We start from the raw sequence: 20,892 nt of genomic DNA, 5'->3' as shown, positions 1-20,892 counted from the left end.
CGAGTAATCCCGCGCGGCCGCTTCCCGCGCAACAACCGTTACAGAGTTCTCACCTCCAGCGATACTTTTCATGACTCACTTTCCAAACGATCTGCGCTCAACCACCTGTGCAGAGGTTCCCTAGGTGCAGGGGTCACCCCTGCCTGCCGAAGGAAGTGTGAAACCCACGGCGGGTTTTGCGATTACATTGCGAGGCCGCCGTCCACCTGGATCACCGCGCCGGTGATATATGACGCCGCATCCGACAGCAGAAATGCCGCCATCGGCGCCACGTCTTCGACCTTGCCGAAGCGGCCGAGCGGAATCATCGCGAGCGCCTGCGCGCGGTTCGCCTCGGGCATGGCAGCCGTCATGTCGGTCTCGATAAATCCCAGCGCGAGCGCATTGACGCGCACGCCCAGCCGCCCCACTTCTTTGGCGACCGATTTTGTAAGCCCAATCAGTCCGGCCTTCGCCGCCGAATAGTTCGCCTGACCCGGGATTCCGACAATCCCGCTGACCGACGTGATATTCAGGATTGATCCGCGCTTCGCTTTCATCATCATGAACGCCGCCGCGCGCGCGAAATTAAACGCGCCGGTCAAATTGACGCGGATGACCTCGCTCCAATCCTCTTCCGACATCATCACGAATACTTTGTCGCGCGTCATGCCCGCATTGTTGACCAGCCCGTCGATTTGTCCGAATTCCTTTTTGGTCGCGTTGACCATCTCGCGCACGTTCTTCAGATCGCCGACATCGACCTTGTACGCGAGCGCCTTCACGCCGAGTTTCTCGATTTCGGACTTGAGCTCGGCCGCATTCTGATCGCTCTTGAAGTAGTTGAACGATACGTTGGCGCCGCGCCGTGCGACTTCAAGAGCGATCGCCCGGCCAATTCCGCGCGTCGCGCCGGTGACGATGATTCCGCGCCCCTCGAGATCTTTCATCTTGCGATCCTGCACAGCTTTCTCCATCCGAACGAAGCTCAGGCCGTGTCCGCCGCAGCCATCTCGCGCTCCAGCTTCGGCCGGTACTGAGCGATGTACGACAGATAATTGTATCCGAAGATGCGCTCAAGCTCGGCGTCGTACTTGGGCGCCTCGGCGCCAAGGTCTTTCGCGAGCCACGTCAGCACCATCCACTCCTCGGAGCGCGGGGCCTTGCGGATCGCGTCGCGCCGGAGCATCACCTGGGTCGGCTTGAGGCCCGCAAGATGCGCGAGCAGCGCGATCATCTCGCTCTTGTTGTTCGTCATCTCGTCGCGCGCAAACAGATTTACCGAGTAGATCAGCATCGTGGCGATACAGGCCGACACCCTCTCGGGCGTTGCGCGATCGCAATACATCTTAAGCGGCCCTTTCGACGAAAGCGCGTAGGCAAGAAAGTCGGCGTTGGCGTCGAGAATCGTCGAGATGAACTGAATCGCGCGCGGCGATCCCGCTTGGGCCAATCGTGCGCGCATCGCGTGGAGTCCCGGCTTCGCCAGCCGCCGCATGAAGCGCCGGCGCGCCGGAGACAGCCAGTAGAGCAATCCAGCCAGCATCGTCGATCCGTCTAACACGCCCTTTCCGGAAAAGAAAAAGGCCGCCCCAATCGGAGCGGCCTTGCAAATCAACCAGTCGTTAATCTTACGCGCTGAAGGACGACCCGCATCCGCAAGTGCGGCTCGCGCGCGGATTGTCAAAGCGGAATCCCGCGCCATGCAGTCCTTCGACGTAATCGAGCGTCGTGCCCGCGATGTACGGCAGCGAAATCTCGTCCACGTACACCAGCACGCCGCCGAAATCGGTCACCCGGTCGCCTTCTTTCTGCGTGTCGAAGTTCAACGAATACTGAAACCCGGAGCATCCGCCACCGACCACGCCGATTCGCAGTCCGTGACCCGCGCCAAGAGCTTCCTTCGCGTGCATCTTGCGGACCCTCTCGATCGCGGTGGGCGTGAGCTTCACGTCGGGCAGCGACGCGGCATCGACGTGCTCGCCCGGCGCCTGTTGAGTCTGCTCATGCGCGTGATGCTCGATATGAAGTCCTTCTGCCATTTCTGCCATTTCTGCTAGAAACCTCCGGCAAGGAGCGCTTACCCGTCGATGATGCGCCTTACCAACAAACTAATCGTAGCGCAGCGCAATAGTCGAGTAAATGCATCCACCATTACCAGCGCGAAAAGCCCAGCCAAATGCTAGCGTTTTGACATCGCCATGGATGTTTCGCGTGAAACGATAACGCGCGCAGCCAACGAACTGGGATTCGTTTTGGTTGGATTTGCGCGGCTACGTCAACTCAAGGAGCGCGCGAGCTTTTATCGCCAATGGCTCGACGACGGCGGTCACGCGACGATGGCTTACCTGGCGCGAGAGCCCGAGCGCAGGTTCGATCCTCGCCGCCTTGATGCGCGCTACAAGTCCGTCGTGAGCCTCGGCTATCCTTATGCGGCGCGCGCGATTCCCGACGTCGACTGGCGCGGCGAGCTGCGCGGCAGAATCGCGGCATACGCGCTTGGCCGCGACTATCACGAGGTTGTGGGTCGGCGAGCGCTCGCGGTCGCCAAAGTGATTTCGCAACTTCGTCCCGGCTCGGTCACGCGCGCATACGTGGACACCGGTCCGGTCTTCGAGCGCGAATGGGCGGCGAATGCGCGGCTGGGATGGTTCGGCAAGAACACGATGATCCTGAATCGCGGCCATGGTTCGTATTTTTTTCTTGCCGAGATTTTCACCGACGTGGAATTCGAGGCGACGACGGAGCCTTACCGCGAACATTGCGGGACATGCCGGCGATGCCTCGATTTGTGTCCTACCGGGGCGCTCGCCGACGGCTACGTGATGCGCTCGGGTCTGTGCATCTCGTATCAGACGATAGAAAATCGCGGCGCGATTGCGCGCGAGTTGCGATCGAAGCTCGGCAACTGGATCTTCGGCTGCGACATTTGCAACGACGTTTGTCCATGGAACGATTTGGCGGCTGACGATGGCTCGACCGATCTCGTCCCGCGTTTGCCCGAGCTGTTGGCGCTCAACGACGAAGAGTTCGGCCGCCGCTTTACGAAGAGCGCGGTGAAGCGCGCCAAGCGGCGCGGGCTGCTGCGCAACGTCGCGGTCGCGCTTGGCAACACGCGAAATCCCGACGCGGCGGCGCCGCTGGTGCGCGCGCTGGAGACCGAGCCGGAGCCATTGATCCGCTCGCACGCCGCATGGGCGCTCGGACAGATCGGAGGACGCGCCGCGCGCCGCGCACTCGCGCGTGCGCTTGCCGACTGCGACGCGGCGGTACGCGATGAGGCCGCGGCGGCGCTCGAAACAAACTGATCGCCGGCGCTTGTCAAAGCATTCGCGCAAGGCGAGACTGTTACGAACGGTGCCTGCCCGATGAAGGATGCACGGCGAGAATTTGCGATGCTTGCGGCGAAAGAGCCGGCGCCACTGGCGCGCGGCGCGCTGCTGATCGCGAAAGAAGAGTATCCCGAGCTTGACATCGAAGAATACCTGGACAAGCTGGCGACGCTGGCGCGCGAAGCCGAACCAATCGTCCGCGCCGGCGAGGACACGGTGGAACGCGTCCAGTTGCTCTCGCATTTTCTGTTCGAGCTGAAGGGATTCGAGGGCAACGCCGAGAACTACAACGATCCGCGCAACTCATTTCTGAACGACGTGATCGATCGCCGGCTCGGAATTCCGATCACGCTTTCGGTGGTGTATCTGGAAGTGGGCCGCCGGCTCGGTATGAACCTCTACGGGGTTGCGTTCCCGACCCATTTTCTGGTCAAGGCGGTGGACGAGCGCGGCGAGCTGATCATCGATCCATTCGTGGGCGGGAAGATTCTCGCGCTCGACGAGATTCGCGCGCGCCTGATGCAAATTTACGGACAGCCGGTCGAGTTGAATCCTGCGATGCTGAAGCCGCGCGGCACGCGCCATATCCTGGCGCAGATGCTTCGCAACCTGAAGATCATTTACATGGGGGCGTCGGACTGGACGCGCGCGCTGGCGGCGCTGGACAGGATTATCATGCTGGAACCGCGCGCGCTCGACGAGCTGGTGGAACGCGGCGGCCTGTTCGAGCGGCTGGAATGCTTCAAGCCGGCGCTCGACGACTTCCAGAGTTTTCTTTCGCAGGCGCCCGAGCATCCCGCGGCCGAGTCGGCGCGCGAAGCGGTGCTGCGCCTGATTCGCCAAGTCGCGCTGATAAACTAAAGTCGCGCTGATAAACTGACGACGCGCCGATCGGCTGACAACTGACTCGCGACATCCGAGATGGCTGAATTTCCGAAAGCCCGCGATTTCTTCGAGTCGAGCCGCGCCGCCGTCGGCGACCATGAGCTGCGGCGCAAGCTCGAGAGCGCCAGCGCGCGGCATCTCGATCACTTCGCCCAAGTGAAGGCGGAGTTCCCGGCGTACGACGACGAGCGTGACGCGGCTTATCGAATCAAGACCGACGCGATTGCGCATCTCGACGAATTGCTCATCGAACTGGCCTCGAAGCTCGAAGCGCGCGGATGCAAGGTGTTCTTCGCCGAGGATGCGGCGGATGCGCGCGATTATATAGTCGAACTTGCAAAGGGGCGTGGCGCGAAGAACGTCGTCAAGGGCAAGTCGATGACGACGGAGGAGATCGAGCTCAATGGCGCGCTCGAACGCGCGGGGATCGACGCGGTCGAGACGGACCTTGGCGAGTATATCGTGCAGCTTCGCGGCGAGCGCCCGTCGCATATCATCACGCCCGCGATTCATCTGTCCAAGGAGGACATCGGGCAACTTTTCACCGACAAGTTCGGCATCGAGTACACCGCGGAGCCTGAAAAACTCACGGCCGAAGCGCGCTCGCGATTGCGCGCGATTTTTCTGAACGCGGATTTCGGAGTTACCGGCGTCAATTTTGCGATCGCAGAAACCGGCACGCTGGTCATCGTCGAGAACGAAGGCAACGGGCGCCTGTCGAGCACGATGCCGGAGACGTTCGTCGCCGTGATGGGGATCGAGAAGGTCATCGCGCGGCTCGAAGACCTGAGCCACTTCCTGGAAATCCTCGCGCGCACCGCGACCGGGCAGAAGCTCACGACCTACACCAGTTTCATCACGGGTCCCAGGCGCGAGGGCGAGCTGGACGGGCCGGGCGAGATGCACGTGGTAATCCTGGACAACGGGCGCAGCGCGATGATTGCGGATCCGGTTCTGCGCGAGGCGTTGAATTGCATCCGATGCGGCGCGTGCCTGAACGTATGCCCGATCTACAGGCGCATCGGCGGCCACGCGTATCGGTCGGTCTATCCGGGACCGATCGGATCGATCGTCAGCCCCAATCTTTTCGGCGGCGCCGCGGGATACCTGCCGTTCGCGTCAACGCTGTGCGGGGCGTGCAAGGACATCTGTCCCGTCAAGATCGACATCCCGCGAATCCTGCTCCATTTGCGCTGGAAAGAGAGCACCGGCGAGCATCCGCTTAGATGGCCGCGTGCGATAGAGCGGGCGCGGCGGGGCGCGCGGCGGTTTGCGAAGATGGCGCGGCATCCGCGGACGGTTCGAGCGCTTGGAAAATTCGCCGCGATGGTGCTGAAACCATTGGCGCACAACGGTTATCTGCGCCGGATGCCGGGACCGTTCGGCAACTGGACGAAGTATCGCGACTTCCCGCGGCCGCGTCCGCACAAGCGCCCCGCGCCCGGGCCGGAGCGCCCGCCAGGCTGAACGTGGCTGAGATTCACAAAATAATCGCGAGCGTAAAAGACGCGCTCGGCGTTGGCGCGCGGAGCAACTCGCACGCCGCGGCCGCGAGCGCGCCGCTGCCCGTGGCACAGTCGGCGCATCGCGCGGCGCTCGCATCGACGTTCGCGGGCGAGCTCGAAGAGGTAGGCGGCAAGTTCCTCGGAATACTCACTCCGGCCGAAGTGACCAGTCGAATAGTCACTCTCGCCGGCGAGATCGGCGCAAAGACGGTCGCGCTTGGACAAGGCGTCATGAGCGACATGAACGCGATCGGCGAGGCGCTCGAGCGCGCGGATTTCAGGATAGTTCGCACGATCCCGGTGGCGGACACGGAACGCGCCGCGATGCGCGAGCGGGTGGCAAATGCGGACCTGGGGATCGCGGAGGCGGACTTCGCGATCGCCGCGACCGGCACGCTGGCGGTAGTTTCAACCAGAGATCGGCCGAGTTCTCTGACGCTGCTGCCGCCGGCGAGCCTCGTGGTCGTTCAGATCGATCGCGTGATGGCAAATCTGGCGGCGGTGCTCGCCGAGTTGGGTCCAGACGGCGTCGCGGCGAATCGATTGACGCTGATCACCGGCCCCAGCCGGACCGCGGATATCGAGAAGCGAATCGTGCTCGGCGTGCACGGCCCCAAATCGATCCACGTGATCGTGGTGTGGCCCCACGATGACTGAAGTCCAACTATTTTCGACCTGCCTCGCCGAGGAATTTTTTCCCGAAGTCAACGACGCGGCGGCGACGGTGCTCGAGCGGCTGCGGCTCAAGGTGACGCCGGTTCGCGGCGCGTTCTGTTGCGGCCAGGTCGCTTTCAATGAGGGTTTCCGCGATGAGGCGCTCGATCTCGCGCGCCGCTTTCTGAGCTCGGTCGAGCCGGGCATTCCGATTGTCGTGCCGTCGGGCTCATGCACGAGCATGCTGAAGATTTTTTACGGCGACTTGCTGGCCGGCGATCCCGCGCTGTCAGCCAAAGCAATGGCGATTCGGCCGTGGATATTCGAGCTGTCGCAGTTCATCGTCAACGTGCTGAAGGTGAAGTACATCGGCGCGCGCTACGAGCGGGCGGTCGCGTATCATCCGTCGTGTCATCTGATGCGCGAGTTGGGCGTGCGCGATGAACCGATGACGCTGCTGAGTGGGGTGGCAGGGATCAGAATCCGCGAGCTGCGCGATCGGGAGGAGTGCTGCGGTTTCGGCGGGATGTTCTCGGTGAAGTTCCCGCATATCTCGGCCTCGATGCTCGAGGACAAGATGGCGCGCATCAAGGAGAGCGGCGCCGAGGTGGTGGTCGCCAACGATTGCGGATGCCTGATGCAGATCGGCGGAGGGTTGAGCCGCGCGGGCGAGAAGATCGAAGTGCGTCATCTGGCGGAAGTGCTGGCGGCCAGATGAGGCGAGCTATCAAACGAGCAGAATCTTGAATCGCGCGCGCCCGTGGGCACGGGTAGCCATAAAATTAGTGGCGTTCGTGGACGTATAGGCCGGGGGCCGGCTCGCCGGCTTTGTATAGGTCGCTCCCGAGAGATTTCGGCGCGGGACGTTCGCCGCCGGAGCGGGCCCCTATCCACTTGATCCAGTGATCCCACCAGGTGCCCTTGTTCTCGGCCGCTCCCTTGGCCCATTCGTCGGGATCCTCGGGGAGCCGCGCGCCGATGTAGTAGCGGGCTTTGAAGTTGCCGGGCGGACTGACCAGGCTCTGGATATGGCCGCTGGAGCCGAGCACGAATTCGATTCGTCCGCCGAACATCCGCGTCGCGCGATAGCACCCGCGCCACCTGCAGATATGGTCGGTCATCCCGGCAACCAGGTAGAGGTCATTCTTCACGGCGCCCAAATCGACCGGCGTGCCGAGAACCGTGACGCCGCCGCCGCGCGTGAGCGGATTTCTGAGAAACAGATCGAGAAAGCCCGCGTGCAGTTTGGCCGGAAGATTGGTCGGGTCGGCGTTCCAATAGAGGATGTCGAACGGCGCGGGATCGTTGCCGAGCAGATAGTTGTTGACCCAATAGTTCCAGACCAGATCGTTCGGACGCAGCCAGGCGAAGACGCGCGCCATGTCGCCGCCGTCGAGCACGCCCTTTTCAGCCGAGCGATCGCGCGCCGCCTTGATCGCATCCTCGGTCGCGAACATCCCGGTTATCGAGGGCAGGCTCGTATCGAGCATCGTCACCAGCAGCGTCGCCGCGTTGACGCGCTTGTCACCCGAAGCCGCGAGATGCCCGAGCAGAAGCGAAGTCGTGATGCCGCCGGCGCATACGCCGAGCACGTTGCAATCGGGGCTGCCGGTGATCTCGCAGGCGGCCGTGATGGCGTCCTTGCACGCGGTCACGTATTCGTCGAGCCCCCAGTTGCGATCGCGCGGCGTCGGGTTGCGCCAGCTGATCGTGAACATCGGAAGTCCGTGCTTCACGGCGTACTCGACGAAGCTGCGGCCCGGCGCGAGATCCATGATGTAGAACTTGTTGATCTGCGGCGGGATGAAAAGCAGCGGGCGCTCGTAAACCTTGTCGGTCGCGGGCGCATACTGGATCACCTCGCAGACCGGGCTTCGGAATACGACGGCGCCGGGCGAGAGGGCGAGATTTTGACCGACCTGGAACGGCCGCTTGTCCACCGTCGACGGCATCCCGCCGTTGCTCCACAGGTCGGAGATGAAGTTGCGCAGTCCCCACACCACGCTCATCCCCGCGGTGTCGAAGGCGCGCTTGAGCGCGGCGGGATTGAGCCAGAACGCGTTGGTGGGCGCGAGCGCCTCGGTCATCAGCGTGACCGCGAATTTCTGCTGCTCGACTTGCTTCCACTCGACGCTTTCATCCTGGTCGACGAGATCGTGCATGGCGGTGCGCCACGCGAGGTAGGTCTGCATCATGCGACGGTAGAGCGGATGCTGCGACCAGGCAGGATCGGCGAAGCGTCTGTCGCCAGCCTCGGGCGCTACGGTAGAAACGCCTGCCGCGACCTGCCCCAGCTCGAGCCACAGTTCGAGCGTGCGCGCGGCGACGATGGCGGGCTCGGAGGCGAGATGCGCCAGCAGGGCCGTCAACGTACCGACAACCTGAGTGGCATCGAGGCCGACGAACGGATTGGCGCCGAGGATCGCGTTCAGCGCGGGATGGTTTTCCTCGGGGGTCTGAATTTCAGGCCGTTTGGCCGCACTGTCCATTTCGCCACCTCCCGGTTCCGATCGCCAAGGGCGGGACGCAATTCCACCACAAAGTCATTCGGAGGCCAAACCGAAGATGTGCCGGCGGTACGCGCGGGTCAGCCGAGCAATTCGAGGCCGCGTTCGAACATTCTTGGCGCCGACAGCGCCGTCTCTTCCCACAACGGATCGTGGCGCTTGCCGCGCCGGTGCAGCATCAGGTTGAAACAGGTGATCACGCCGAACCGGTAGCCCGCGAATGCGCGGAACCATCGCACTTCCGCCGCGGAGACCGGAAAGCCCGCGACTTCGGCGTACGCATCGACGATTTCGCCTGCGTCGAGAAACGAGCCGCGGCCGGCGTCGGCGCCGACCCAGCTCGCCGGATCGGAGAAGAAGCAAAGCCATCCGAGGTCGAGCAGCGTTGCGCCGACGAGCGAGATTTCCCAATCGATCAGCGCGACGACGCGTTCTTCGTTGAACAGCACGTTCGACCATTGGAAGTCGCCGTGGACGCATCCAATGCGCGCGTTTGCCGGCAGGCTCGAGCGCAGACGCTGGCGAAGCTCGGGTGCGCGCGCGACGACGGCGGGATCGAGAGTCGGGCGGTCGAGCAGGTAGTCCAGCCGTTTGAGCTCTTCGCTGAGCGCGAGCGGCTCGCCCCATGCGGCGCGGCGCGGCTGCCACGGGACGTTGTGCAGCGCGGCCATGGTCGCGATGCCTTTGCGCGCCAGGCGTTTCAAGTGCGCGGCCGGCAGCGCGGATTCGCCGAGTTTGAATCCATCGACGAAGCCGCCGACGAAGTACGGCCGATCGAAGAACTCGGGCTCGTCGCCGTACCAGATGATCGGCGGCACCGCGACCGGCGTGTCGGCCAGCGACGCCATCACGCGCGCCTGCCGCACGATGTCGGCGGGGCCTGAGATTTTGACGCCGGCAGGCGCGATGCGCACGACGAATTTCCCGGCCGGCGCCGCGTCGGGCGCGCTGCGCTCAAGGATGAAGCTGTAGCTGAAGCCGGCGTGACCCGGCAGCGATTCGAGCGAATGCGCTCGCGCGCGGGAGTCACCGGTTTTCGCGCGCACCAGGGCCGTCAGCTGCGCGGTTACTTGTTCGAAATCTCCGGGCATATGCGGACTCGGCGCGTGTCACTGGCGGATCTCGGCGCGTTCCTCGGCCGGCTGGCTTGCGAAAATAGACTCCGACGGGACTATATAACAGGCAGCTCGAAAGCAGGAATCCAAATCTGGGGCGGGTTGCGCTGGGGGGAAGCGGTCATGTAGGAATTTGCTGATGCGATTTTGTCCGCAATGCGGTGCGCCGCTGACGACCGGGGCGAAGTTCTGCGTGGAATGCGGCAGCGCGCTCGCCGGCACAGCATCGGGCGCGAGAGAGTCGGGCAACCTCGGGGGCAGCGCGGCTGGCGGGCGCAAAATACCGATTACAACGGCGTTTGTGATTGTGTTCGTCGCGATCATCGTAATGGGTCTGGCGGCGGCCGCGTGGATAATGATGCGAACACCCGAAGTGGGGCGCGAACAAGTCGCCGTCGCCAACGCCCCAGGCGCCGGCGCGCCCAATGCGACTGCACCGGAGCCGAATGTCACGGTGAATCCAGCGGCGGCTGGAAATCAGAACGGCACTTTGCCGGCGGGACATCCGAAGATCGAGTTGCCGACCGAGGCCCGCACTTTTGTTGACAAGACCGAAAAAGACGCGCGCGCGAAACCCGGCGACGTCGCGGCATGGAACAAATTCGGCGCAGTCGCGATGCGCGCGGCGATGTTCGATCAAACCTACTACGGCAAGGCTGAGGAAGCGTACGGCCACGTGCTGAAGTTGGAGCCCGACAACCTCGACGCGCTCCGCGGTGTCGGTGACATCGACTACGACAAGCAGCACTTCGACGAAGCGATCGCCGCATACGAGCATTACCTGAAGAAGAAGCCGGACGATCCGGAAGTTCGCACCGACCTCGGCACGATGTATCTCTACACGGGCAACGCCGATCAGGCGGTCGTGCAGTACAAGAAGGCGACCGCCGCCAATCCCGGATTTTTCCCGGGGTACTTAAACATGGGAATCGCGTACGCGCAGGAGAATAGAGCACAGGACGCGCTCGCCACGCTCAAGCAGGCGCTGGCGCTGGCGCCGGACGACACGTCACGCGCCCAGGTGAAGGATCTGATCGCCAAGCTCACCGGTGCGCCGCCCGCAAGCGCGCCGATGGCGGCGCCGGCATCCGGATCGCCCGCGGTTGCGCCAACGGCCGGAGCAAAGGATTTTCACGGCGCTATCGAGCAGATGGTCAGAGGGCTGCAAATCGCGGGACCGATGGTCGGCTCCGTCCAGTGGCCCGACAAGCTCAAGGCCAGGGTCCTGATGGACAACTTTCCGATGGACGAGATGCCTGCGCCTGCGAAAAAAATATTCCTGGCCGAAGTGAAGGCGAAAATCGACACCGCCAAGAAAGACAACAACGTTTCATCGCCGGTCGAAGTCAATTTCGTGGACGGCGCGAGTGGCCGAGTGATGGAAACCATTACTCGGTAGCCGAGCGCGCGAATAATAATCGCGCCGTGGAGCCAGATGCGGGGCGAGCTGGTCAGCCTGCGAGCTTACGAAAAATCCGACGCCGACGCGCTATTTCGATGGTTCTCGGACGAGGTCGATAACTCCCGCGCGGTCCGCTGCTACGAGAAATGCGGCTTCGTCCGCGAAGGCCCGCCGTGGCAGGAGAGTTTCGTGGATGGAAAGTATCGCGACGTTCTCATGATGGGTCTGTTGAGAGAGGACTACGAGGCCGCGTCGCGGCCGTAGAGTTTTTTTTCGAACTCGAGGTGCATGACTATGGCATCGAAATCCTTCGAACGACTGCGGCGGGTCGGGGACAGGCAGACACTACGTCTGACTCATTATGGACGCAAAACCGGCCGCCCCTATGAAGTGACTATCTGGTACCTGGTCGATGACGGCCGGCTGTACCTGGTCTCGTCAAATGCCGCGCGCAACTGGGTGCGCAATGTAAAGGCGCGCCCCGCAATCTCACTTCGAGTCGGCGACGAAGCCTTCAACGGCAACGTGCGCGCGATTACGGATACGCAGGAACGCGAGAAGGTGAGTGGCCTGGTCGAGCGCAAGTACTGGTTCGTGATTCCGATGCTTCGGCTGGGACGATTTCTCGCGTCGATGGGGCTCATCCGCGACAACAGCGCTGCCTTCGAAGTGATCCTGGCGGACGACTAGAGCGACGCTTGGCGATCGCTACGATGGCTCTCCGCCTTCGGCAACGCGCTTGAGGCTATCGACCCAGTTCTGATGCCCGCGCTCGAGCATCGGGCGCAGATACCACCACGCGAGTTTCGGCACGAGGCCGTTCTGGCATTCCTCGGTGATGACGCGGCATCCGCCACCGCCATCCGGTTCGATAAGCCAGCCGTGATATGCGCTCAGCACTCCATGCGCGTCCCATCCGAGTTCGCGCGGCGGTTCGAAGACGATCACGCGGCTGGCGACGGTGGCGCCAAACGTCTTCCATCGAAATTCGGTGTCGGGCGCGAGGTCGGGTGGATTGCCGCGAATGAAATTCACGTTGGCGCTGTTGGTGTACCATTCGGGCCACTTGGCGGCGCGAATGAGCCATCGCCATACGCGCTCAGGCGGGGCAGCAATTGCAATTTCATTGCGCGCGTACACGGATGAGTTGTCAGGTTCGAATCCTGCCGGCCATTTCATCGCGATAAGTGCCCCTTTCCGCTTACCCTTTACAGGTAACCCAATTGCCGCGCGCCGAGACGAAGTTGCTCGCGAAATTTCGGATGAGCTATTGCGATCAGCGCTTCGGCTCTTTGCGCTGTCGATTTGCCGGTGAGGCAAGCCACTCCATACTCGGTAGCGACATACTGAGTATCGGTTCTTGGATCGGTAGTGGGTCCTTCGATCTTTGGGACGATGCGCGAGATGGCGCCGTTGCCCGCGGTCGAGTACGCAGCGAGAATCGATTTGCCGCCCTTGGATAGCTGAGCGCCGCGCACGAAATCCAACTGGCCGCCGGGAGCGCTGAACTGCTTGCCCATGATCGCTTCGGAATTGACCTCGCCGTCGAGGCCGACCTCGAGAAACGCGTTGATCGAGATTACGCTATCGTTCTGTCCGATGACGTTCGGGTCGTTCACATAATCAACGGGGCGGGCCTCCATGCTCGAATTGTCGTTGAGAAATTCGTAGAAAGGCTGGTTGCCGGCCGCCAAGGTGTACACGTTCTTGTATCGATTGAGGTTCTTGTACCTGTTCGTGACGGTGCCCGACTGAATCAGCGCCGCCAAGGGCGGCATCATGAGCTCACTGTGTATGCCCAAATCCTTGCGGCCGTGCAGGGCGGCGCATACAGCGCTGGGTACTCCACCGATTCCTACCTGGAGTGTTGCGCGGTCCGGGATCATCTCCACGATGTACTTGCTAATCACATTGTCCAATGGTGTCGGCGGGCGAGAAGGCAGCGAGAACAGCGGACTTTCATTTTCGACAATCGCCGCGACTTCCGATATGTGCACCGACGAATCGCCGAACACGCGCGGCATCCTGGGATTGACTTCGACGATCAGGTTCTTTGCGATTCGTGCGGTCGGGATTGTGTAGTCGGCGTTGGTGCCGCAACTGAAGAATCCGCCTTTGTCCATCGGCGCGACCATCATAATGAATGCGTCGATTCCTATTTCGCGCAACACCCGCGGCATCGCACTGAAATTGCCCGGCATGTAGAAGACGACGCGCCGATTGTCCTGCTGGCCCCGCTCGATGAGCGTTCGTTCGACAATCGTCGGGAAGAATGGATGCGGCTTGATGACGTCCATGTATTCGTACTTGAGAATCGTGACGGCGGCGGCTGCGACTGAGTGCGAATAGTAAACGCGAAGCTCCTCGATCTTGCGGCTCTTCACTCGATTCTCAAGCGCTCCTAACAAGGCGGGCGGTTCGCTGAACGCCATGCCCATCGAGAGCGTGCCTCGCGACGGGATCAATTCCACCGCCGCCGCCGGCGTCATCAACTTGGATTTGTATTCCGTTTCGTACATATACTGTCCGTTCCCCCGGCTCCGTTACCTGGGGATTTCTGTACGGCGCCGCGAAGCAGGCGTGTAGTGGGTCATCTTCTTGTAGATGGCCATCACTATACTGTAGAACTGCCTGCCGCGCGCGTTCGGATATTCCTCTCGAGCGCGGGCCTTCGCGCGTTCCCACGCGATCTCGTCTTCTGGAGTTTTGACTACGCCGACCGGCATAAGCGTTGGACCTCCTGCTGACTGAAAGGGATGCAGCGGCTTTCGTGCCACGGCCAAACCCCAGCTTTGCAGCCATGCACCGAAGCTAGCACTGGAACAAATGGATCGGGAAACGCTCTATCGCTCCAGGCTTGAGGAGTTTGCCGATCGCCGTGGGACCTGCTTGAATTCGCTTCGAGGATGGCGTCATGAATTCAGAAATCGAGTTGCGCGACCATGTGTTGGTCGGCCCGTTGCGCCGATCCGTGAATAACGCTCGCAATGTTTCGGGGAGCATCCATGATGACGCGATGGCGACCAAGCTCGGTTTTCGCGGTGGCACCGTCGCCGGATCGATACACCTGGAACTGTTTCCGCCGCTCCTGCTGAAAGCCTTCGGCAAGCGATGGTTTGAACGCGGCACTATCTCGATGTATTTCCTGAATGCGACGACCGACCGCGAAGCGGTCCGCGCGTTCCTCAAAGAGCCGCCCCACGATGCGACCGACGCGCAGATCGATGCCTGGATCGAGCGCGATGACGGCATGCGCGTAGCGGAAGGCACCGCGTCTGTCGGACGCCCCGAGGATCCAACCGCATTGCTGCGCCGTCCGCTCGATCGATTCGATGCGGGTCAGTTGCGGATCCTGGGCTCGCTTAAAGTCGGCGATCGCTTCGAGGAATGCGACGCATTTCTGACCAAAGATGTGATGGCCGAACGGATGAAAGTCATCACCGACCCGCTGGAATGGTACACCACGCCCTCGCCATGGGGCGCTGCAATCGCCACTCCGGCGGCGATGGTGCAGCTTCTATACGCGCAACCGATCGCGAGTCTGCACGGCAAACTGGGCCAGGCAGTGGGCCTGTTCGGCGCGATCGAACTGCGCAACATCAGCGGCCCGGTCCTGGTCGAGCGTCCATACCGCGTGGGCGGGAGTATCGTGGCGCTGGGCCAGAGCCCCAAGACCGAATTCATGTGGTTCGAGACCGCGCTGAATGAAGCGGCGGGCAAGCGCATCGCGGAGATGAGGATGCTGCTGCGCTTCATGAAAGCGTCGTCGCCGCTGTACAAGGACGCGATCGCAAGCTGATCCGTCGCGGCCAGGTCCCTATGGGCGCCTTGAATGTGAGAGTCGCCCGATTAGATGAGACATCGTCTCGGCGGGCAGACGAGCGGGGCCGCTTCGGCTGGCGTCGATGCCGGGATTGGGTGTCAGTCAGGCGCCGGCGATGCGCCGCTCGTAAGCCCAGTCCTCGGTTCTCAGGTAGGCTCTGAGGGCGCCGGCGATCGCGATCCGGATCGGTTCGGGCGGCCACGGAATCACTCTTCGATTAACGAACGGGCAATCCAGTTCGCTCTTGCGCTCCAGCACCAGGTCGCGCAGCACCTGCGCGTTCAGGTGACTCATCGAGACCCCGTGGCCGATACAGCCGAGCGCGTAAACTGCGCGATGGTCACCCAGATAGCCGACTGCAGGGGTAAGATCGAGTGTGATCGAAAATGGTCCGCCCCATCGATGGGTGATCCGAACCCCGCGCAGCGACGGGAACAGGAAGGCGATGTGCTCCTCGAGATGGCGCCACGCGGACTCGGAGCGATCGGCGTCGAGGCTGTTCGCCCAGGTCAGTCCAACCGGACCGCCGCCCATCACCAGGCGGCGGTCGGGCGTCAGCCGATAATAGTGGATGAGATTGCGCGCGTCCTCGATTCCCTCGAACCCGCTCCATCCGATCGGCTCGAGCCGCTCGGCGCTCAGCGGCTCGGTTGCGATCATGTAGGTGAAGGCGGGCACTTGCTTGCGCCTGAGTTCGGGAAAGAGGTGCGAGTAGGCGTTGGTCGCGAACACGAGCTTGGCGGCGTTAACTGCTCCGCCCGGAGTTATGAGCCTGAAATTGGGCCGCGAGGTGATCTCGAGCACCGGGGTCTCTTCGTAAACCGACGCGCCCGCTTTGAGCGCGATCCGCTTGTCCTCGCGCACCAGCTGCGCCGGATTCACCAGGACCAGGCGCGGTTCCCACATCGCGCCCAGATAGCGTTCCGAGTTAACCCGGCGGCGCACTTCGTCGCGCCCGATCCAGTCGATCCCGCTGAAGCCCAGTGATTTCATGAGCTCGACGTCGTGCTGGAGGCGGCGAATGTAGCCCGGCGCCGTAGCCACGCGCAGAAAGCCGGGGCGAATACGGCTGCATTCGAGCTTTTCATCCAGGATTAGCCGGTCCAGGTTATCAACCGCCTGCTCCATGTAGGCATGCGCTTCTTTGAGGAATTGCTTGCCGCGCACCATCGCGGTCACGCCCAGTCCCAGCCCGACCACCGTCATCGCGAACGAGCCGTTGCGGCCGCTCGCGCCGTAGCCAACGGTCTTGGCTTCGAGCACCGCGACCTTGAGCGACGGGTCGGCGCGCCTGAGTTCGCGCGCGGTGGCAAGGCCGGTGAAACCACCGCCGATGATCGCCACATCGGCATCGATTTCACCCTTGAGCGGCGGCTCGGGCGTGTACGGCCCGTAAGTGTCGAGCCAAAGCGAAAGCGGCGAGTCAGGCAGGGACATTGTCGTCATGGCTGTTTTTATCCTGTCTCCTCGCTCCAAACATGCTCGTCTTTCGGCCTGTTTTGCAACCGCTGCGACGATGTTTTCCGCGTGATGCTCAGAGGGGCGCGAGCGGGATCGCGGCGCAAACTGCTCACGAGACCACGTCGCCACCGTGCGTAAAGAAATGCCGAAGCCCTATACCAACAATCTCCGCAAGTCTGAAATTGAACAGGTGTCTTGGCCACAACAATTCCCGCTTATCGCACATCGTCGACTCGCTATATTTCGCTATGTCGGCCTTAAGGCCCGCATGCAAAACTTGGTCGTCCTGCTGTTGGTACTTCGCAGCCAGCCGGCTTCGCAGCTCGCGCGCCGCTCCGATCCGGCTCGCCACCTGGCGTCCACGTCGGTAGGTTATCCGACCGTATTTCAGCTTCAACTCGTTGAGTCGTTCGGCGGCGTCATATGTTGCATCGACAAGCTCGGAGCGGCTCATCCATTGGGTCTCGTAGTTCAGGATGCTTTCCCAGGACGGCTCAAGCAGGAGCCGCCGATGCTCCTCGAGGCTATGCGCAAATAATCGGTAGCCGAAGCTTTCCGGGTTCTCGAAGACCCGGCTTCCCGGGTCGACAAATGGCCCTAATGGCGAAATAAAGCACGACAGTCTTTGGTCACTAATCCTGAACAAATGCTCACAGTAAGTAATTGTGTCCTGAACCGACTGGTACGTCTGTCGCGGCATGCCGATCATGAAGAACACGTCCACACGGCTGCAGCGCAAACGAAGCGCTTCGGAAAGTACCGATTCGAGTTGTGCGTTGTCGTATGACGGTTCGCCTTCCTGTGCGCGCCGTACCTCATGGTCATGACTTTCGGGGCTGATTTCTATGCTCCAGTGAGCGACGGACGCGTCTATGCGGCGGAGAAAATCGAGCGGCGGCAGATCGAAGAATTCAAAGACCAGCAGGTTTGGAACATGCGCATCATGCAATGCGCTTAGCACCTCGTCCGCATGAGCCGCTCCCGCCTGGAGAAGGTCGCCTACCAGGAATATCGGTGACCGCGTGAGGCGCGAGATTGCCGCAACGTTGGCGGTCACGCTTGCGGGACTGCGAAATACCGGCCGCGTCCTTTTAGTAAGATGGGCACACGTCGTCTTCGAGCTGCCGCAAGTTACGCACTCGCAAGCACATCCCTTGACAGTGAATACCGCCGTGGTCGGATTACTCCACCATCCACTGAATGGCATCACGCTCCTGCGATCGCGATAGCGCATCACCATCTCGACTATAAGGTCCGGCCGCAGATCCACATAGTCGAGAGACGGCGGCAAGAAGGTCATCGGATTGACCTGTGGCGTTCCATTGTCCTTCCATGTGAGATTCGGAATGTTACGTAGAGCGCGGCGGTCGCCAAGAGAGTGAAGAAGCTGATGCAAGGGCGGCTCGGTGCTGTCACCGCGAAGCACATAGTCCACTTGTGGATAGCCGATGAGTTCCTCATGAAAATATGTGGAGGAGAGCCCGCCCATGATGACCGGGATGTCCGGATGGATCTCCTTCACGACTCGGGCTACCTCCAACGCCCCGTGTGCGTGTGGCAGCCAGTGAAGGTCGATGCCTACGGCTCTAGGGCGAACCGATGCCAAAAACCGTGGAACCGAGAAACGCGGCTCATTCATCATGCGCACCGCCAAATTTGCTATGCGCACGTTCATTCCGCGCTCCTGCAGGTAGCTTGCGATGGTAAGAAACCCGAGCGGATACATCTCGAACACGGGAGACGATGGAATGAGGTCGCTAACAGGACCGTAGAAGATAGACTTCTCACGAAAGTCATAAACGCTCGGAGGGTGTAGGAGCAGTAAGTCCAGGCCGTTGTCTCGCCGCATAGGTCTGCCTACCGCAACTGCATCACGTGATGCTCGCCGCTCTCGCGCTCCCACGCGATTCGAATCGACATGGCTTCCTCCGTCTCAACTGGGTAATCAAGTAGTACTGCGAGTGAAATGATCGGCGATCACTTTCGCCACGCAGCAAGTCACCTTCTTCGCGGTCGGAATGTGGAGAAACTCGTTGGGCCCGTGGGCATTGGCGTGAGGTCCCAGCACCCCGGTGATCATAAATTGCGCCTGTGGGAACCGCTCGCCCAACATCCCCATGAATGGAATCGTGCCGCCTTCGCCCATGTAGGCAACCGGATTGCCGAAGTAGTCATTCGAGGCCGCCTCCAGGCTGCGCTCGAGCCACGGCGATAGTGCCGGCGCATCCCATCCGCCGGCGCCCCAGTTCGCCCGGAAACTCACTTTGCATCCATACGGCGGGTCTTTCTCGAGAATGCTTTTCAGCTTTTGCGACGCGACTTTTGCATCTACCGTCGGGGGCAGTCTTAGCGACAAACTCACCGCCGTGCCCGCCCGCAGCACATTGCCGGCGCTGCCGGTCGGCGGCAGCCCGTCGGCGCCGAGAATCGACAGAGCGGGCCGCCACGCGCGGTTCAGGATGAGCTCCGTCGTATCGTTGCTTACAGGACGCGCGCCCTCGATGAAAGGAAATTTCGCGCGGAAGTCGTCGCCGAGCACCGCGGCGGTAGCGGCCGCCTGCGTGAGCCGCGCATCGGGGATCGACGCGTGAAATTCCGGTCCGAGCACCTTCCCCGTCGCCTCATCCTCGACGCGGCTTAACAACTGGCGCACGATGCGGAAGCTGTCGGGCACGACTCCGCCCGCGTCGCCCGAATGCACGCCCTCCGTCAGCACGTCGACCTGGAGTTTCCCGCCGACCAGGCCGCGCAGCGATGTTGTCAACCAAAGTTGCTCGTAATTGCCGCATCCCGAGTCCAACGCGATGCACAGGCTCGGCTGCCCGATGCGGGGCGCCAGATGCTCGATGTAGTGCGGGAGATCGAAGCTGCCGCTTTCTTCGCAAGCCTCGATGATCACCACGCATCGCGCGTGTCGAATCGAGTTCGCCTGCAGCGCGCCGATCGCGCCGATACATGCGAACATCGCGTACCCGTCATCGGCGCTGCCACGGCCATACAAACGCTCGCCGTCGAGCACCGGCTGCCACGGGCCCAGCCCTTCGCGCCATCCCGACATCTCGGGCTGCTTGTCCATGTGCCCATAGAGCAGCACGCAATCCTTCGAGTCGCCGGGAATTTCGATGAACAGCAGCGGGGTCCGGCCTTCGAGCCGCACGACTTCCAACTTCATGCCGCCGATCGGCTGGCGGCGCGCCCAATCCTCGAAGCGCGCGACGACGCGGTCCATGTGACCGTGCGCTTTCCAGTCGCGATCGAACGCTACCGACTTGTTGGGGATACTAATGTACTCGACCAGTTCGGCGACTACGGATTCATCCCAAAGCCGCTCGACGTGAGTTCGGATCGCTGCCTTGTCCATGACGAAAGCCTACGCGAGATGAGTGGCGATTGGCAAAGAAGGTTATCGCGCCGCGCATCCGTCGAGGAAGATCGACGTGACAATATCGACCCCGCGCTCGCGTGTCGTGTACTCGCGACCGTAGCGGTTGATCCCGCGCATCATGCCCAGCAGCGATTCGGCCGCGATTCGAGTGTCGATACCCGGCCTCATCGCACCGCGCCTGACGCCTTCATCGAGAACTCCGCTTATCAATCGCGACAAGTCATTGCGCTGAGCTTGATACTGGCGCTCCTGTGAGGGCCGCAACGCCTTGGGATCGCGCAGCAGGGCGAAGAACTGGCGGCGGCTCCAGAAGAATCTTAGAGAATGACGCACGATCGTCGCGATTTGCTCACGCATCGACGTGCATCCCGCCAGCGCCGAGCGAATTTCGCGCCGCAGTTCCGTGAATCCGTCGATTACCGCGGCCGCATAGAGCTCTTCTTTCGATTTGAATTGGCGGTAAACGCTGCCCTTGCCGACTCCGGCGTGAGCGGCGACCTCGTCGATCAACACCAGCTCGAATTCCCTTTCGGCAAAGAGTTCCGCGGCGCTCAGCAGGATTCTTTCGCGGATGAACGGCGTTGACGGCCTGCCACGGCCGTCTTTGCGGCGAATCGGCGGCGCCGCCGGTTGGCGCTTGACGCTCACGATTGGAAACCTGCAATCATTGGATTCCTAGCAGGTTGTTGAAAGATTGGGATCAATCGTCGTTTTCGATTTCGAGCTTTTCACTCTTCAACACTCTGCGTGATTCGTAATCGCCTCCAAGGGGCCTCATCTGAAATATGGACTGGCTGGTCCAAAATTGCAACAATAGATGCTATATTGGTATTTGGCTGCTTGG

The 20,892-nt window shown here is 61.9% G+C and carries 21 protein-coding genes; 9 read left to right on the top strand and 12 right to left on the bottom strand.

From position 1 onward, the window contains the following. Positions 1 to 182: 182 nt before the first annotated feature. From fabG to ABR989_RS14770, 3 genes are all read right to left on the bottom strand, one after another. Positions 183 to 929 carry a 3-oxoacyl-[acyl-carrier-protein] reductase gene (fabG, locus tag ABR989_RS14780; RefSeq protein WP_428130014.1) on the bottom strand — a complete coding sequence of 249 codons (747 nt, stop codon included), beginning with the start codon at positions 927 to 929 and terminating at the stop codon, positions 183 to 185. A gap of 38 nt (positions 930 to 967) precedes the next feature. Then, positions 968 to 1,543, bottom strand: coding sequence for a hypothetical protein (locus ABR989_RS14775; RefSeq protein ID WP_428130013.1), 576 nt, complete (start codon positions 1,541 to 1,543; stop codon positions 968 to 970). Between the two features lie 67 nt (positions 1,544 to 1,610). Next, the gene (locus ABR989_RS14770; RefSeq protein WP_428130012.1) at positions 1,611 to 2,030 is read right to left on the bottom strand and encodes a HesB/IscA family protein; all 420 of its coding nucleotides are present in this window, start codon (positions 2,028 to 2,030) and stop codon (positions 1,611 to 1,613) included. A 150-nt stretch (positions 2,031 to 2,180) separates the two neighbouring features. Between ABR989_RS14770 and queG the strand changes: the two genes are divergently transcribed. The 5 genes from queG to ABR989_RS14745 are packed head-to-tail and all read left to right on the top strand — an operon-like array spanning position 2,181 to position 7,073. Next, positions 2,181 to 3,287, top strand: coding sequence for a tRNA epoxyqueuosine(34) reductase QueG (queG, locus tag ABR989_RS14765; RefSeq protein WP_428130010.1), 1,107 nt, complete (start codon positions 2,181 to 2,183; stop codon positions 3,285 to 3,287). Between the two features lie 60 nt (positions 3,288 to 3,347). Continuing rightward, positions 3,348 to 4,172, top strand: a complete 825-nt coding sequence (locus ABR989_RS14760) for a SirB1 family protein (protein WP_428130009.1) — start codon at positions 3,348 to 3,350, stop codon at positions 4,170 to 4,172. A gap of 60 nt (positions 4,173 to 4,232) precedes the next feature. Further along, positions 4,233 to 5,663: a LutB/LldF family L-lactate oxidation iron-sulfur protein gene (locus ABR989_RS14755; protein ID WP_428130008.1), complete on the top strand. Its 1,431-nt coding sequence runs from the start codon at positions 4,233 to 4,235 to the stop codon at positions 5,661 to 5,663. A 2-nt stretch (positions 5,664 to 5,665) separates the two neighbouring features. Continuing rightward, a complete protein-coding gene (locus ABR989_RS14750) occupies positions 5,666 to 6,358 on the top strand; it encodes a LutC/YkgG family protein (RefSeq protein WP_428130006.1) in 693 nt (230 codons plus the stop codon). Beyond that, entirely contained in the window at positions 6,351 to 7,073 is a 723-nt protein-coding gene (locus ABR989_RS14745; RefSeq protein ID WP_428130005.1) for a (Fe-S)-binding protein, read from the top strand. The genes ABR989_RS14750 and ABR989_RS14745 overlap by 8 nt, the downstream gene beginning before the upstream one ends. Positions 7,074 to 7,137: 64 nt before the next feature. Here the strand turns inward: ABR989_RS14745 and ABR989_RS14740 are convergent, their stop codons facing one another. Both ABR989_RS14740 and ABR989_RS14735 read right to left on the bottom strand, forming a co-directional pair. Next, positions 7,138 to 8,844: an alpha/beta fold hydrolase gene (locus ABR989_RS14740; protein WP_428130003.1), complete on the bottom strand. Its 1,707-nt coding sequence runs from the start codon at positions 8,842 to 8,844 to the stop codon at positions 7,138 to 7,140. 98 nt (positions 8,845 to 8,942) lie between these two features. Further along, entirely contained in the window at positions 8,943 to 9,953 is a 1,011-nt protein-coding gene (locus tag ABR989_RS14735) for a phosphotransferase family protein (protein WP_428130002.1), read from the bottom strand. A 163-nt stretch (positions 9,954 to 10,116) separates the two neighbouring features. Here ABR989_RS14735 and ABR989_RS14730 point away from each other — a divergent pair, with 163 nt between their 5' ends. From ABR989_RS14730 to ABR989_RS14720, 3 genes are read left to right on the top strand one after another with little or no spacing between them, the layout of a single operon-like run. After that, complete coding sequence (locus ABR989_RS14730) at positions 10,117 to 11,376, top strand: tetratricopeptide repeat protein (RefSeq protein WP_428130001.1); 1,260 nt, start codon at positions 10,117 to 10,119, stop codon at positions 11,374 to 11,376. Positions 11,377 to 11,412: 36 nt separating this feature from the next. Then, complete coding sequence (locus tag ABR989_RS14725; protein ID WP_428130000.1) at positions 11,413 to 11,643, top strand: GNAT family N-acetyltransferase; 231 nt, start codon at positions 11,413 to 11,415, stop codon at positions 11,641 to 11,643. Positions 11,644 to 11,673: 30 nt separating this feature from the next. Beyond that, positions 11,674 to 12,069, top strand: coding sequence for a nitroreductase family deazaflavin-dependent oxidoreductase (locus tag ABR989_RS14720; RefSeq protein WP_428129999.1), 396 nt, complete (start codon positions 11,674 to 11,676; stop codon positions 12,067 to 12,069). Positions 12,070 to 12,087: 18 nt separating this feature from the next. On the opposite strand, the gene ABR989_RS14715 is transcribed toward ABR989_RS14720, so the two are convergent. The 3 genes from ABR989_RS14715 to ABR989_RS14705 are packed head-to-tail and all read right to left on the bottom strand — an operon-like array spanning position 12,088 to position 14,105. Then, the gene (locus ABR989_RS14715; RefSeq protein ID WP_428129997.1) at positions 12,088 to 12,558 is read right to left on the bottom strand and encodes an SRPBCC domain-containing protein; all 471 of its coding nucleotides are present in this window, start codon (positions 12,556 to 12,558) and stop codon (positions 12,088 to 12,090) included. A 29-nt stretch (positions 12,559 to 12,587) separates the two neighbouring features. Then, entirely contained in the window at positions 12,588 to 13,898 is a 1,311-nt protein-coding gene (locus ABR989_RS14710; protein ID WP_428129995.1) for an acetyl-CoA hydrolase/transferase family protein, read from the bottom strand. Positions 13,899 to 13,922: 24 nt separating this feature from the next. Then, complete coding sequence (locus ABR989_RS14705; protein ID WP_331960507.1) at positions 13,923 to 14,105, bottom strand: hypothetical protein; 183 nt, start codon at positions 14,103 to 14,105, stop codon at positions 13,923 to 13,925. 188 nt (positions 14,106 to 14,293) lie between these two features. Between ABR989_RS14705 and ABR989_RS14700 the strand changes: the two genes are divergently transcribed. Beyond that, entirely contained in the window at positions 14,294 to 15,178 is an 885-nt protein-coding gene (locus tag ABR989_RS14700) for a hypothetical protein (RefSeq protein ID WP_428129992.1), read from the top strand. Between the two features lie 126 nt (positions 15,179 to 15,304). On the opposite strand, the gene ABR989_RS14695 is transcribed toward ABR989_RS14700, so the two are convergent. From ABR989_RS14695 to ABR989_RS14680, 4 genes are all read right to left on the bottom strand, one after another. After that, positions 15,305 to 16,648 (bottom strand): NAD(P)/FAD-dependent oxidoreductase, encoded by a 1,344-nt coding sequence (locus tag ABR989_RS14695; RefSeq protein ID WP_428129990.1) that lies wholly within the window; start codon positions 16,646 to 16,648, stop codon positions 15,305 to 15,307. 124 nt (positions 16,649 to 16,772) lie between these two features. Then, positions 16,773 to 18,512, bottom strand: coding sequence for a TIGR04190 family B12-binding domain/radical SAM domain protein (locus ABR989_RS14690; RefSeq protein ID WP_428129988.1), 1,740 nt, complete (start codon positions 18,510 to 18,512; stop codon positions 16,773 to 16,775). A 96-nt stretch (positions 18,513 to 18,608) separates the two neighbouring features. Then, entirely contained in the window at positions 18,609 to 20,024 is a 1,416-nt protein-coding gene (locus ABR989_RS14685) for a M20 family metallopeptidase (protein ID WP_428129985.1), read from the bottom strand. Between the two features lie 42 nt (positions 20,025 to 20,066). Further along, positions 20,067 to 20,696 (bottom strand): TetR/AcrR family transcriptional regulator, encoded by a 630-nt coding sequence (locus ABR989_RS14680; RefSeq protein WP_428129983.1) that lies wholly within the window; start codon positions 20,694 to 20,696, stop codon positions 20,067 to 20,069. Between the last annotated feature and the right edge of the window lie 196 nt (positions 20,697 to 20,892).

Source organism: Binatus soli (SeqCode), assembly GCF_050015535.1.
Taxonomy (GTDB): domain Bacteria; phylum Desulfobacterota; class Binatia; order Binatales; family Binataceae; genus Binatus; species Binatus soli.
The sequence above is the reverse complement of the archived record's forward strand: the minus strand, read 5'-3'. Positions and strand labels throughout refer to the sequence as shown.